A 12,708-nucleotide genomic window follows, 5' to 3' on the forward strand; every position below is an offset into this window, starting at 1 on the left:
GCCCCTATCGTTCGGCACGATCAAAAACCTGCGTAGACCGGATCGCCCTTGAAGCGGCGAGGGCGGGAGGAAGAAAGTTCGATGAAAGACCCCGTGGACGTCCTGATCATCGGCGCCGGCGCTTCAGGCGCCGCGATCGCGTGGTCGCTGGCCGAGACCAAGATGCACATTCTCTGCCTGGAGCAGGGCGGCTGGATGAACCCAGCGGAATATCCCAGCACGGGCCGCGACTGGGAGGCCAAGTTCTACGGGGAGTGGTCGTCGAGCCCGAATGTCCGCGGCCGGCCCGAGGACTATCCGATCAACGACGACAATTCGCCGATCAAGGTCGTCAACTACAACGCGGTCGGCGGCTCGACGGTGATGTACACCGCGCACTGGCCGCGGCTGCATCCCTCCGATTTCAAGGTCAAGACGCTCGACGGCGTCGCCGATGACTGGCCGATCGACTACGACGCGCTGACGCCGTTCTTCGAAGAGAACGATCGCATCATGGGCACGTCAGGCTTGTCGGGCGATCCGCTGTCGCCGCTGACGCATCCGCCGATGCCGCAGCAGCCGATGGGATTGTCCGGCGCCATCATCGGCAAGGCCATGAACACGCTCGGCTGGCACTGGTGGCCGTCGGACACGACGGTCGCGACCACAGACTATGAGGGCCGCGCGCGCTGCATCAATCTCGGCCATTGCACGCCGGCCTGCGCCCAAGGTGCAAAATCCTCGACCGACATTACCTATTGGCCGCACGCGATCCGCGCCGGCGTCGAGCTTCGCACGCATTGCCGGGTGCGCGAGATCACCACCGACGAGAACGGCATGGCCTCGGGCGTGGTCTATTATGACAAGGACGGCGTCGAGCAGTTCCAGCCGGCGCATGTCGTCATCATCGCCTGCAACGGCGTCGGCACGCCCCGGCTGCTGCTCAACTCGGCATCCAACCGCTTCCCGCACGGTCTTGCCAATTCGTCGGGCCTCGTCGGCAAGAACCTGATGTTCCATCCCTATGCGCAGATCTACGGCTATGTGAAGGAGCCGACCGACAGCAACCGCGCGCCGCCGACCTGCCTGTGGAGCAAGGAATGGTATGACACCGACCTGTCGCGCGGTTTCGTACGCGGCTACGGCGTCCAGTTCGTGCGCGGGGCAGGGCCCGTGTTCGAGGCTGTCGTGAGCGAGCAGAGGGGCATTTTACCGTGGGGCGCGGATCATCACCGCGTCTTCCGCAAGCTCAATGGCCATCGGCTGGGATTCTCCGCGATCTGCGAGGACCTGCCGGAGGAGCACAATCGCGTCACGCTCGATCCTGTCCTGAAGGACAGCCACGGCATTCCCGCGCCGAGGATCGACTACACCATCAGCGAGAACAGCCGGAAGATGATGGAGCATGCGCTCGCGCGCGGCCGCGAGGTTCTGGAAATGGCGGGGGCGACCGACATCTGCGTCAACTCGCCGATCCCGTGGGGCGGCTGGCATCTGCTCGGCACCGTGCGGATGGGCACCGACCCCGAACGCTCCGTCGTCAACGAATGGGGCCGCACGCACGACGTGAAAAATCTCTTCATCGTCGACGGCAGCATCTTCGTCACCTCGGGCGGCGTCAATCCGACGTCCACCATCCAGGCCCTCGCGCTCTACATCGCCGACCAGATGAAGCAGCGCCTCGCAAACTTGTTCGACTGAGGCCGCCATGTCCGCAGACAATCAACTCACCCGCGCCCAACGCGATGACCTCCGTACCATCGCTGCGATGATCGTTCCCGCCAGCGACGAGTACAAGGTGCCCGGCGCCGACGACCCCGCGATCCAGGCCGATATTCTGACGACGCTGGGCCGCGACACCAAATTGGTGGCGGCGGCGCTGGACCATCTGGCCCGGCTCGCAGGGCAACCGTTCGCCGAGCTCGATGCCGCCAGGCGCGATGCGGTGGCGCAGGAGTTCCGCAGCTCCGGCGGCGGCGCCGCCGCAACGCTCGTCCGCGTCGTCCTGCAATGCTATTACCGCGACGACCGGGTGCTGCGCTCGCTCGGGATCGAGCTGCGCGCGCCGTTCCCCAAGGGTTACGTGCTCCCGGACGGCGACTGGTCGCTGCTCGACCCGGTTAAGGCGAGGGCGGGCACGCTGCGGCGCGCGCCCTAGCCACCTTGGTAGGTCAAGTCCTGACAGCCCAGCCTTGCGCCCCAGGCGGGTCCCTTGCGCTGGCAGGAACAGGCCACCATTTGTGTGAGCCTCAAGGACTCTTGCCATGCTGGATTTTACCTCAGACATCGTCGATGACGCCGCGTCATCGCGAGCGACAGCGTCTGCCCCGGTCGATGACCGAGCCCTGCTGGACGCCTATTCCAACGCCGTGATCGACGTGACCGACCGTGTCGGTCCCGCCGTCGTGCGCGTCGAGACCGGGCCAAAGGTGCCGAACGGTCGCGAGCGCGGCGGGCTCGGCTCCGGCATCGTGATCTCGCCGGACGGGCTCGTGCTCACCAACAGCCACGTGGTCGGTTCCTCCAGGGAGATCCGGCTGCGGGACGTCGAGGGTAACGTCGGTGAGGCCCGCGTACTCGGCGTCGATCCCGACACCGATCTGGCGCTGCTCCGCGCCAACGGCGTGCGCGACTTGCCCTATGCCGCGCTCGGCAACTCCAAGACCCTGCGCCGCGGCCAGCTCGTGATCGCGATCGGCAATCCGCTCGGCTTCGAATCGACCGTGACCGCCGGCGTGGTCTCGGCGCTGGGGCGCTCGATCCGCTCGGTGAGCGGGCGCACCATCGAGGACGTGATCCAGACCGATGCTGCGCTCAACCCCGGCAATTCCGGCGGTCCGCTGGTGTCGTCGAATGCCGAGGTGATCGGCATCAACACGGCCATCATCAACGGCGCGCAAGGCATCTGTTTCGCGGTCGCCAGCAACACCGCGCAGTTCGTGTTGTCGGAGATCATCCGCCACGGCTATGTCCGCCGCGCCTTTATCGGCGTCGCCGGGCAGACTGCACCGGTCCCGCGGCGGCACGCGGTACTGGCCGGCGTCGACAACAAGATGGGCGCGCTCTTGATGCAGATCGAGCCGGACGGACCGGCGTCGAAGGCGGGCCTGTTGCCCGGCGACGTCGTCATCAAGCTCGATGGTGTCGATATCAACGGCGTCGACGATCTGATCCGCGTGCTCGACCGCGACCGGATCGGCCGGCGGCTCGCCATGGACGTGCTGCGGCTCGGCCGCTTGCGGGCGATCGATATCGACCCGATCGAGCGCAAGCCGGCGCGCTAGCGTTGGTGCCTCCGGGCGAGGTATGACGGTGTCATGCCTCGTTCCCGGACCCTTGCCGCATGATGCCTGCGCATGAGATCTACGATGTCATTGTCGTCGGCGCCGGCGCCGGGGGCATGACGGCCGCGGCGGTGGCCGCCGCTGAAGGCTTGCGCGTGCTGGTGATCGAGAAGACGGCGTTCGTCGGCGGCACCACCGCCTGGTGCGACGGCATGGTTTGGATCCCCGCCAATCCCAAGATGAAGGATGTAGGGCTGTCCGACAGCATCACGGACGCGGTCCGGTATCTGTCGAGCACGGTGCCGGAGCCTGCCAATGCCGGCTTGCGCGCCGCCTTCCTCGCGCGCGGGCCGGAGGCGGTCGCCTATCTCGAAGCCAACACGGAAGTGCGCCTCCAGCCGGTGAAAGCCTGTCCGGACTGTTATCCGGAGCGACTGGGCGCGACATCAGGCGGGCGCGTGCTGGAGCCGGTCGCGTTCGACGGCACCCGGCTCGGCGCGCCTTTCGCGCGGCTGCGCGCGCCGCTGCCGGAGTTCACGCTGTTCGGCGGGATGATGGTCAACCGCCTCGACGTCCCGCATCTGCGGCGGGCCGGAAAATCGTTGCGTTCGACCCTGCGCGCGGCGCGGCTCGTTTCGGAATACGCGTTGCAGCGGCTGCGCAATCGGCGCGGCACGACGCTGCATCTCGGCAACGCGCTCGCGGCGCGGCTCTATGCCTCGCTGCTGGCGCGGCAGGTCGAGATTCTCTTCTGCGCCGATGTCGAGGACCTGTCGATGCAGGGCGATCGCGTCGGCGGCGTTGTCATCCGCCACGGCTCCCGTGACCGCCTGATCGCCGCGCGTCGCGGCGTGGTGGTTGCGACCGGCGGCTTTTCGCACGACGCTGTGTTGCGCAAACGCTTCTTCCCGGCCGCGGCTGGTTTCGTCTCGGCGGCCAGCACCGCTGGCACTGGCGACGGGCTCCGGCTTGCGGCCACGGCCGGTGCCGCGCTCAACACGGAGGCGACGAGTCCGGCCTATTGGGTGCCGGCCTCGCTGTTCCGTCGCGACGATGGCAGCCGAGGCGTTTTTCCGCATACGGTGACCGACCGCGCCAAGCCCGGCGTGATCGCCATCAACGCGGCCGGCCGTCGCTTCGTCAACGAGGCGCTGTCCCACCATGAGTTCGTGCTGGCGATGTTGCGCGACTGCAATGGCGAGCCGGACCGGCCGTTTTATCTCGTCTGCGACCGTCAGTTCCTGTGGAGCTACGGCCTCGGTCACATCAAGCCGTTTACGCTCAACCTCCGGCGCTATGTGGCGGGCGGCGAGTTGCTCAAGGCTCCCGACATCGCGCAGCTCGCGGCGAAGATCGGCGTCAATCCGTCCGTGCTCACGGCGACGATCGCAGGTTACAACGTTGATGCGAAGCAGGGCCGCGATCCCGAATTCGGTCGCGGCAGCACCATCTATCAGCGCCACCTCGGCGATGCCACCCACAAGCCCAATCCCTGTGTCGCACCGATCCTCCGCGCGCCGTTCTTCGCGATGCGTATCTATCCGGCCGATCTCGGCACGGCCATCGGCATGAAGGTGGATGCCCAGGCGCGCGTGCTGCGCGAGGACGGCACGCCGGTTGCGGGTCTGTACGCCTGCGGCAACGACATGGGGTCGATCATGAATGGGAATTATCCGGGACCGGGGATCACGCTCGGGCCGGCGCTGACGTTCGGGTATATCGCGGGGCGGCATCTGGCGGAGGGGAGTGTTGTGACGGCGACGTCTGCGGTTGCAGGGACTCCCGTCTAGCCATCTCCACCGCTGTCATTCCCCGCGACCCGGCTACGCCAAGGCTTCGCCGGGGTTGAGGTCCAGGGGCGCCGAAGCTTTAGCGTAGGCGGCAAGCGGGGAATCCAGTACGCCGCGGCCCATCCGTTCAATCACAGCCGCCTCGGAGTACTGGATCGCCCGGTCAAGCCGGGCGATGACGCTGAGTGTGTGGCGAGCTCGTCCCACAATCTCCGTCATTGCGAGCGCAGCGAAGCAATCCAGGCTGCCTCCGCGGAGGGACTCTGGATTGCTTCGTCGCTTCGCTCCTCGCAATGACGTGGAGAGAGTTTGCGTCCTAACCGCTACTCCGCCGCCGCCGCAAAGCGGCTGTTCTCCAGCTCGGCTTCCAGCCGGGCTGTCTCGGCCGCTGCGAGCTTGATGTTGGCTTCCTTGACGTGGCCGAAGCCGCGGATCGTCTCGGGCACGCGGGCGAGCCGCGCCAGCAGCGGGATCTGCTCCGCCTTCAGCCCGGCCATCCGCTGGTCGATCATGCCGAGATAATCCGCGACCAGCTTACGTTCGGTCCGGCGCTCCTCGGTGCGGCCGAACGGGTCGAACGCGCCGCCCCGCAGGAACTTCAGCTTGGCGAGAACGCGGAAGGCGTGGACCATCCAGCCGCCGAATTCCTTCTTCTGAAGGTGCCCGGTCGTCTTGTCGCGCTGCGCGAAGATCGGCGGGGCGAGGTGGTATTTCAGCGTGAAGTCGCCATCGAACTTCTCCGACACCTTCTTGGCAAAGCTGCCGTCGGTGTAGAGCCGCGCCACCTCGTACTCGTCCTTGTAGGCCATCAGCTTGAACAGGTTTTTCGCGACCGCCTCGGTCAACTCGGTGGAGGCGGGCGAGACTGTGCTCTCCGCCTTGCGCACCTTGGCGACGGCCGCGAGGTAACGGTCGGCGTAGGCAGTGTCCTGATAGCCGGTCAGAAACTCCGCGCGGGTCGCGATCACGTCGTCGAGCGACTTCGTCGGCGCGGAAGCGCGGCTCTTGAACTGCAGTACGCTGCGCACGCGCGACATGTCGTGGGCGGCCAGCCGTCCCCATGTGAAGGCGAGCTTGTTCATCTCGATCGCCGCGCCGTTGATCTCGATGGCGCGGAGGAGAGCCTCCAGCGACAGTGGGATCGCGCCCTTCTGGAAGGCGAAGCCGAGCATGAAGGGATTGGTCGCGATCGAGTCGCCCATCAGGGCTGAGGCAATGCCTGTCGCGTCGATGATGTCGAGGTTCGTGTCGCCGACGGCGTCACGCAGCACGGTCTGCATCGTGCCCATCTCGAAGTCGAGATCGGGGTTTTGCACGAAGCTCGCAGTCGGCTGCAGGTCGGCGTTGATGTAGGCCTTGGTCACGCCGCGCTCGGCGCGGCTGAGCGCGGAGGGACCTGCCGAGACGATCATGTCGCAGCCGAGGATGACGTCGGCGCCGCCGGTGGTGATGCGGACCGCGGAGATATCCTCCGGCCTCCGCGCGATGCGGACATGGCTCATCACCGCGCCGTTCTTCTGCGACAGGCCGGTGAAGTCGAGCGCCGAGCAGCCGCGGCCGTCGACATGGGCGGCCATGCCGAGCAGCGCGCCGATGGTGATGACGCCGGTGCCGCCGATGCCGGTGACGAGGATGTTGTACGGCGCCTCGAGCTCGCGGGCAGGAGGCAGCGGCAGGTCGGCGAACAACTGTCCGGAATCGACCGCCGACGTCTTCAACCGCTTCAGGCTGCCGCCATGCACGGTGACAAAGCTCGGGCAGAAACCTTCGACGCAGGAAAAGTCCTTGTTGCAGTTCGACTGGTCGATCTGTCGCTTGCGGCCGAACTCGGTCTCCAGCGGCTGCACCGAGACGCAGTTGGAGGCCTGCGAGCAATCGCCGCAGCCTTCGCAGACGAGCTCGTTGATGAAGGCACGCTTGGCGGGATCGGGATAGAGCCCGCGCTTGCGGCGGCGGCGCTTTTCGGCGGCGCAGGTCTGGTCGTAGATCACGACCGTGAGGCCCTTGATGTCACGCAGCTCGCGCTGCACGGCGTCGAGCTCGCGGCGGTGATGGATGGTCGCCCCCTGCGGGAAGTAGTTGCCTTCCGGATACTTCGTCGGATCGTCCGATACGATCGCGAGTCGCTTGACCCCCTCGGCCCAGACCTGGTGCGCAATCTGCGCGACGTTGAAGGCGCCTTCGGCCGGCTGGCCGCCGGTCATCGCGACGGCGTCGTTGTAGAGGATCTTGTAGGTGATGTTGATGCCCGCGGCCGATGCCGCGCGAAGGGCGAGAAGTCCGGAATGGGTGTAGGTGCCGTCGCCGAGATTCTGAAAAATGTGCTTCTCGGTGGTGAAGGGCGACTGGCCGATCCAGTTCACGCCCTCGGCACCCATATGCGAGATTAGATCGGTGCGGCGGGTCGGCATGCTCAGGGCCATGCCGTGGCAGCCGATGCCGGCCATGGCACGGCTGCCCTCGGGCACGCGCGTCGAGGAGTTGTGCGGGCAGCCCGAGCAGAAGAACGGCGTGCGCGCGAGCTTGATCTGCGTGCTTGATGTGACGGGATTGTCGAAGGCCTCGAGCCGGGCGAGGCGTTGCTCCAGCACCGGGCTGTGATGCCCGAGCTTGCGCAAGCGTGCCACCAGCGCCCCTGCGACAATGGTCGGCGTCAGCTCGCCCTCGCTCGGCAACAGCGGTGCTCCGCGCTCGTCGCGCTTGCCGGTGACGGTCGGGCGCCTGGACGCAGCGATATTGTAGAGGGTGCGCATCAGCTGGTCTTCGATGAAGCCGCGCTTCTCCTCGACCACGAGCACGTCCTGAAGACCTTCGGCGAAGCGCCTGGCGCCGCTTTCCTCCAGCGGCCAGGTCAGTGCGACCTTGTAGATGCGCAGGCCGAGGTCCTGCGCGTCCTTGTCGGTGATGCCCAAATCGGCCAGCGCCTGGCGCAGATCGAGATAGGCCTTGCCGGTCGCGAGAATGCCGAGCCGTGCCGGCTTGGAATCGAGCACGATGCGGTCGAGCTGGTTGGCGCGGGCAAAGGCTTGCACGGCGGCCATCTTCGGGCCGAACAGACGTCGCTCGGCCTCCAGCGGCGGATCGGGCCAGCGGATGTTGAGGCCGCCAGGCGGCATCTCGAAATCGTCTGGAAGTACGATCTTGATACGCTCAGGATCGCTGTCAATCGAGGCCGAACTCTCGACGGTCTCGCTGATCGCCTTGAAGCCGACCCAGCAGCCGGAGAAGCGCGACAGCGCAAAACCATAGAGGCCGAGGTCGAGATAATCCTGGAGCGTCGCCGGATTGATCACGGGGATCAGCGCCGCCGCGAACACCTGCTCGCTCTGATGCGCCAGCGTCGAGGACTGGCAGCCATGGTCGTCGCCGGCAAGCGCGAGCACGCCGCCATTGAGCGAGGTGCCGGCCGCATTCGCATGTTTGAGCGCGTCGACCGAGCGGTCGACGCCGGGGCCCTTGCCGTACCAGATGCCGAACACGCCATCGACCTTGGCGCCGGGGAACAGGCCGACCTGCTGGCTGCCCCAGACGGCGGTCGCAGCCAGGTCCTCGTTCAGGCCGGGGACGAAGGCGATGTCGTGCTGCTGGAGGTGCGACTTCGCGCGCCACAGCGCGTGGTCGTACATGCCGAGCGGGGAACCGCGATAGCCCGAGATGAAACCGCCTGTGTTGAGCCCCTGGAGCCGGTCGCGTTCGCGCTGCAACATGGGCAACCGAACCAGTGCCTGCGTGCCGGACAGGAAGATCCGCTTCGATTCGAGCCGGTATTTGTCGTCCAGCTCGACCTGCATCAGCGTCATTTCAGGAGTCCTCGTCTCTCGTTCGGCGTGGGGGTTTGCGCTGCGGGAGGGATAGCGGCGGCGCGACGCGAATTGTGACAGTCAAGAGCATGGGCCGGCGAAGTCAATACGGCTAGCCGCATCCGTGGCGCTCCTGCTAGTCATGGCTGCCTGTGGAGGACACCATGGCTGCAAACGCATTCGACACCGAGATTACAGAGACGGCCGAGGCGCTGATCGGGCCGTGGCGCCAGCCGCGCCAGATGCTGCACGCGCAAGTCTATGACGCGCACGCCTCGATCCACGACGATGCCACCGCGCAGAAGCTCGGCTTCAAGGGCGGCACCATCGAAGGCCCGACGCATTTCAGCCAGTTCGCCCCGCTCGGCGCGCGGCTGTGGGGGCAGGCCTGGTTCGAGAGCGGTTGCCTGTCCGCGCATTACCGCAACGCCTGCTTCGAAGGCGAGGAGGTGCAGGCGATGCTATCGAAGCCGCTGCCCGGCACGAGCCAGTGCCAGATCCAGATGGTCAAGCGCGACGGCACCGAGGTGCTGCGGGGCACGGCCTCGGTCGGCGAACCGCATGCGGCGACCGCGCTCGAGGCGCGCCTCACCGAGCTCAAGCCGCTCGCCGATCCCGTGATCCTGCGCGATGTGAAGGTGGCGCAGACGAGCAAACGGCAGGCGGTGCGGATGGCGTTCGACCAGAACATGGGCGACCTCTATCCGTTCTCCCTCAGGCAAAAGCTCGCCGTCATCACCGAGAACTCGCCGTGTTATTCCGGCGCCGACAATCCTTGGGGCAGAGCGATCATCCCGATGGAGATGCTGAGCGTGTTGTTCCAGTACCGCTCCAAGGACGACCCGCTGCCGGCCAAGGGGCCGGCGGTCGGCCTGTTCGCGGATCAGGAGATCAGGCTGATCAAGGGGCCGCTCTTCGTCGACGAAGAGTACGAAATCGAGCGTGAGGTTGTCGCACTCTCCGGCAGCCGCCGCACCGAGAGTGCCTGGATTAAAACGCGCGTGTTCGGCAAGACGGGCGCGGTGGTGGCCACCATGCTGCTCAACATGGCGACGCTGAAGGATTCGTATGCGCCGTATGAGATGGAGTATCGGCAGCTGTACGGCACGGGGCGGTAGCGCTACGGCCTCCGCCGTCATTCCGGGGCGCGCGCAGCGCGAACCCGGAATCCACTTTCCTCGCGTACTGCGGCCCGATGGATTCCGGGCTCGACGCTGTCGCGTCGCCACGGAATGACGGCGAGCGAGTCCGTCGCCGCCCGCTCATCCTTTAAGCAACTGCACGTCGCAAAGCCGTCGCACAGGGAATAAGCAGGCGCCGATCGCCGGCGTAACCTTCTGAGTACGCAGCAAATTCTCTCGCGGCCTGTGCCCCACCGCTATTGTACACAATGGCACGGCGTTTGCAGAACTCCTGGCAAAGAGAGTTCTCGCGGGGGCCTTGAGTCATGTTGAGCTCGACCAAGCCGACACTGGGCGTCATCAGCGCCGAGCCCGAGCCGATCAGGCTCGACTGGCCTGCCACCGCGCTTCTCATCATCGACATGCAGCGGGATTTCATGGAGCCGGGCGGCTTCGGCGAGACGTTGGGCAACGATGTCAGCCAGCTCGCGCGCGCGGTAAAGCCGATCGGCGCGGTGCTGAAGGCGGCACGTGACACCGGCATGCTGGTGATCCACACGCGCGAGGGGCATCTGCCTGATCTGTCCGACGCGCCGCCCGCAAAAGTCGAGCGCGGCGCCCCGTCCTTGCGCATCGGCGATCCCGGCCCGATGGGGCGCATTCTCATTCGCGGCGAGGCCGGCCACGACATCATTCCCGAGCTTTATCCGCTCGACAGCGAAGTCGTGATCGACAAACCCGGCAAGGGTGCGTTCTACGCCACCGAGCTCACGGACGTGCTGGAGAAATACGGCATTGAGAACTTGCTCGTCTGCGGCGTCACCACGGAAGTGTGCGTCAACACCACCGTGCGAGAGGCCAATGACCGCGGCTATCGCTGCGTCGTCATCTCCGACGGCTGCGCATCCTACTTCCCCGAATTTCACGAGATGGGCCTGAAGATGATCAAGGCCCAAGGCGGCATCTTCGGCTGGGTCGCGGACTCAGCCGCAGTCTTGGAGGCAATGAAGACTTCGACCACACAGGGGTAGCATCATGAGCACATTGACGGGGACGGCCGGCAAATCTGATCTGAGCAAGTCCGAGTTCAAGCCGGCACTATGGACATCGGGCGACTGGAACGCGTTCTTCGGCTTCGGCACCAACATCCTCGTCAACATGCTGGTGCTCACGGGCCTGCTGCGCTTCGTTTTGAAGATGCCTGATAGTCTCGTGTTCGGCCGCATCCTGCCCGCGCTCGGGCTGATGATGTGCCTCTCCACCTTCTACTATGCGTATCTCGCCTATCGGCTGGCGCAGAAGACGGGCCGCAACGATGTCTGCGCACTGCCCTCGGGCGTCAGCGTACCGCACATGTTCATCGTCACCTTCGTGATCATGCTGCCGATCACGATCAAGACCGGTGATCCGCTCAAGGGCTGGTCGGCTGGCCTCGTCTGGGTGTTCTTCCAGAGCTTTATCCTGATGATCGGGGGCTTCATCGCGCCGTTCATCCGCAAGATCACGCCGCGCGCGGCGTTGCTCGGCACGCTCGCCGGCGTCTCCGTCACCTTCATCTCGATGCGTCCGGCGTTAGAGATGTACATGACGCCGCAGATTGGTCTCGTCTGCTTCGCCATCATCCTGGTGAGCTGGTTCGGCGGCGTGAAATACTGGCGCGGCATTCCCGCGGGCCTCGTCGCGATCGCGGTCGGCATGGTCATCGCCTGGGGCTCAAACCTGTTCGGCCTCGGTCTCGGTGGGCTGAGCGTCAAGGGAGTCGGCGACGCTTTCGCGAACTTCGGCTTCTCGGTGCCGATCCCGGCGGTGGGCTACGTCTTCTCGGGCTTCGAATTCCTCGGCATCATCCTGGTTACCGCCATTCCCTTCGGCATCTACGACCTCGTCGAGGCCATGGACAATGTCGAGAGCGCGGAAGCGGCGGGCGACGAATATCCGACCACGCGGGTGCTCACCGCCGACGGCGTCGTCAGCCTGATCGGCTGCCTGATGGGCAACCCCTTCATCAACGCCGTCTATATCGGTCATCCCGGCTGGAAGGCGATGGGCGGCCGCATCGGCTATTCGGCTGCGACCGGCATCATGGTGGTGGTGCTGGCCTGGTTCGGCATCATCTCGGTGCTGCTGGCACTCGTGCCCGTCGTCGCGATCTCGCCGATCCTGCTCTATATCGGCATGCTGATCGGTGCGCAGGCGTTCCAGACCACGCCGGTCAAGCACGCGCCCGCGATCGTGCTGGCGCTGACGCCGCATCTTGCCGCCTGGGCCAAGCTCCAGATCGACACGATGCTCGGCTCGACCATGATGGCGGCGACCTCTGTCGGCGGTCTCGCCGCCGACAAGGCCGACGCGGTCAAGGCCGCGGCGATTGCCGCGCTGCCGCAGCAGGGCGTGTTCTATCACGGCTTGGAGGTGATGGGCGGCGGTTCCATCCTCGGCGGCCTCATCCTCGGTGCGATCGGTGTCTTCATCATCGAGCGCGACTTCGAGAAGGCCTCGGCCTTCGCGCTGGTCGGTGCCGTGCTCACCTACTTCGGCTTCATGCATGGCGAAGCCGTCGGTATCGGCGGCGGCTTCGGCGTCACGCCCGCGGTGGCGTTCGCCTACGCGGTGATGGCGGCGGGACTGTTCGCGGCCAGCAGGCTCGGCGCCACCGAGCATTATGCCACCCATCCGGAGATGCACGCCGCGCCGGCGGAGTAGGCATCGGAAAACATGAAACGCAGCCGGGCGA

The 12,708-nt window shown here is 66.0% G+C and carries 8 protein-coding genes; 7 read left to right on the top strand and 1 reads right to left on the bottom strand.

The window, feature by feature from the left end; all coding sequences use genetic code 11:
- The first annotated feature begins 81 nt into the window (after positions 1 to 81).
- The 4 genes from AB7245_RS11750 (at position 82) to AB7245_RS11765 (ending at position 5,053) form a co-directional block, all read left to right on the top strand.
- Positions 82 to 1,680 (top strand): GMC family oxidoreductase, encoded by a 1,599-nt coding sequence (locus AB7245_RS11750; RefSeq protein WP_135215064.1) that lies wholly within the window; start codon positions 82 to 84, stop codon positions 1,678 to 1,680.
- A gap of 7 nt (positions 1,681 to 1,687) precedes the next feature.
- Complete coding sequence (locus tag AB7245_RS11755) at positions 1,688 to 2,137, top strand: hypothetical protein (protein ID WP_135215065.1); 450 nt, start codon at positions 1,688 to 1,690, stop codon at positions 2,135 to 2,137.
- A gap of 106 nt (positions 2,138 to 2,243) precedes the next feature.
- A complete protein-coding gene (locus tag AB7245_RS11760; protein WP_439034248.1) occupies positions 2,244 to 3,263 on the top strand; it encodes a S1C family serine protease in 1,020 nt (339 codons plus the stop codon).
- A 59-nt stretch (positions 3,264 to 3,322) separates the two neighbouring features.
- Positions 3,323 to 5,053 (top strand): FAD-dependent oxidoreductase, encoded by a 1,731-nt coding sequence (locus tag AB7245_RS11765; protein WP_085404500.1) that lies wholly within the window; start codon positions 3,323 to 3,325, stop codon positions 5,051 to 5,053.
- A gap of 323 nt (positions 5,054 to 5,376) precedes the next feature.
- Here the strand turns inward: AB7245_RS11765 and AB7245_RS11770 are convergent, their stop codons facing one another.
- Positions 5,377 to 8,853, bottom strand: a complete 3,477-nt coding sequence (locus AB7245_RS11770) for an indolepyruvate ferredoxin oxidoreductase family protein (RefSeq protein WP_085404498.1) — start codon at positions 8,851 to 8,853, stop codon at positions 5,377 to 5,379.
- A 164-nt stretch (positions 8,854 to 9,017) separates the two neighbouring features.
- On the opposite strand from AB7245_RS11770, the gene AB7245_RS11775 reads away from it, so the two are divergent.
- From AB7245_RS11775 to AB7245_RS11785, 3 genes are all read left to right on the top strand, one after another.
- A complete protein-coding gene (locus AB7245_RS11775; RefSeq protein WP_085404560.1) occupies positions 9,018 to 9,971 on the top strand; it encodes a hypothetical protein in 954 nt (317 codons plus the stop codon).
- 329 nt (positions 9,972 to 10,300) lie between these two features.
- A complete protein-coding gene (locus tag AB7245_RS11780; RefSeq protein ID WP_085404497.1) occupies positions 10,301 to 11,005 on the top strand; it encodes a cysteine hydrolase family protein in 705 nt (234 codons plus the stop codon).
- Between the two features lie 4 nt (positions 11,006 to 11,009).
- Positions 11,010 to 12,677, top strand: coding sequence for a regulator (locus AB7245_RS11785; protein ID WP_085404496.1), 1,668 nt, complete (start codon positions 11,010 to 11,012; stop codon positions 12,675 to 12,677).
- Positions 12,678 to 12,708 lie beyond the last annotated feature (31 nt).

The sequence above is a fragment of the Bradyrhizobium sp. 604_D8_N2_3 genome (assembly GCF_051810765.1).
Lineage (GTDB): Bacteria > Pseudomonadota > Alphaproteobacteria > Rhizobiales > Xanthobacteraceae > Bradyrhizobium > Bradyrhizobium barranii.

Bases quoted from the DNA above. Each gene is read 5' to 3' on its own strand.
- AB7245_RS11750 (WP_135215064.1), top strand. From the start codon at position 82: ATGAAAGACCCCGTGGACGTCCTGATCATCGGCGCCGGCGCTTCAGGC.
- AB7245_RS11755 (WP_135215065.1), top strand. From the start codon at position 1,688: ATGTCCGCAGACAATCAACTCACCCGCGCCCAACGCGATGACCTCCGT.
- AB7245_RS11760 (WP_439034248.1), top strand. From the start codon at position 2,244: ATGCTGGATTTTACCTCAGACATCGTCGATGACGCCGCGTCATCGCGA.
- AB7245_RS11765 (WP_085404500.1), top strand. From the start codon at position 3,323: ATGATGCCTGCGCATGAGATCTACGATGTCATTGTCGTCGGCGCCGGC.
- AB7245_RS11770 (WP_085404498.1), bottom strand. From the start codon at position 8,853: ATGACGCTGATGCAGGTCGAGCTGGACGACAAATACCGGCTCGAATCG.
- AB7245_RS11775 (WP_085404560.1), top strand. From the start codon at position 9,018: ATGGCTGCAAACGCATTCGACACCGAGATTACAGAGACGGCCGAGGCG.
- AB7245_RS11780 (WP_085404497.1), top strand. From the start codon at position 10,301: ATGTTGAGCTCGACCAAGCCGACACTGGGCGTCATCAGCGCCGAGCCC.
- AB7245_RS11785 (WP_085404496.1), top strand. From the start codon at position 11,010: ATGAGCACATTGACGGGGACGGCCGGCAAATCTGATCTGAGCAAGTCC.